Source organism: Streptomyces sp. AC627_RSS907 (genome assembly GCF_019049165.1).
In genome coordinates this window covers 1-1,073 of sequence record NZ_JAGMUE010000825.1, presented here as the reverse complement: position 1 = coordinate 1,073, position 1,073 = coordinate 1, and the positions used below count along the sequence as shown (strand labels likewise).

2 protein-coding genes are annotated in these 1,073 nt (G+C 71.7%); one reads left to right on the top strand and one right to left on the bottom strand.

The genetic code is table 11. The features are described from left to right. Window positions 1–417, bottom strand: a 417-nt coding sequence (locus tag KUM32_RS38855; protein ID WP_254406726.1) for a hypothetical protein, incomplete at its 3' end; no start/stop codon positions are given. Between the two features lie 219 nt (window positions 418–636). Here KUM32_RS38855 and KUM32_RS38850 point away from each other — a divergent pair. After that, a complete protein-coding gene (locus KUM32_RS38850) occupies window positions 637–1,008 on the top strand; it encodes a YciI family protein (protein WP_176164258.1) in 372 nt (123 codons plus the stop codon). Window positions 1,009–1,073 lie beyond the last annotated feature (65 nt).

Sequence of the window (1,073 nt, the reverse complement as noted above, 5' to 3'; positions counted from 1 at the left end):
GACCCGGAAGTAGGCGGGGCTGCCCTTGGCGCCGGCCCAGATGGTGAGCTGGTCGCCGGTGAGTTCGTAGACGTAGTCGAAGGTGTTGCCCTGCGAGTCGTAGTAGCGGGAGGCCACGTCCGCGCCGGTCGGCTCGCCGTAGGGGCGGAGGTTGCCGATGACCTCCATGCCGGTGACCGGCTCGCCGAACTGGACCAGGTCCACGTGCTGGACGAGGAAGAACCCGCCGGTCAGCCACTCGTAGCGGACGGTCCCCTCCACGCCGCCGGTCACCTTCCAGGTGCCGACCAGCGGTGCGAGGGCGCGGAGTTCGGCGGTCGGCTCGGCGGGCGGCTGGTCCGCGTGGGTGGTCTCGGTCGTGGCGGTGACGGCGGTGGCGTCGGTGGTCTCGGTCGTGGTCGTGACGGTCTTGGACATCGGGCTCTCCCTCTTGGTGGGTTACTCGACCGCTACCTCGTGGCCGGGACCGGGTTCTCGACAGGCTTTCGATGTGATCCACGTCATACGGCGCGGGTGTCGAAGGTGGGTCCACGGCTACGAGGTTGCGGGCGGGGGCCGAGCCGGCCCCGTCGCGGTCGCCCTCAGCACCCGGGCGACCGGACCTAACATCGTCGAACCGAGACCAGGGAGTGCCCCGTGAAGTACCTGCTGTTGGGTTACACACCGGCCGACGCGTGGGACGCGGCGACCGCCGACGCTCCGACCGAGGAGGCGCTGGCCGCCTTCGCGGTGTACCAGGAGTTCGAGAAGGAGCTGATCGCCTCCGGCGAACTGGTCAGCACCGAGGGGCTGGGCCACCCGGCGGTGAGCACGACGGTGCGCCCCACGCCCGAGGGTGTGGTGGCGACCGACGGGCCGTTCGCCGAGCTGAAGGAGGTGCTGGCCAGCTTCGCCGTCATCGACGTCGCCGACCGGGAGCGGGCCACGGAGATCGCCGCCCGGATCGTACGGGCGTTGGGCGAGCCGATCGAGATCCGGCCGGTCATGGGCGAGGACTTCGCGCCGTGACCGCTTGGCCGTGCCGCCGCCCCCGCCCCCGCCCGTACGACCGGGTGGGGGCGGCCCACCGAGGC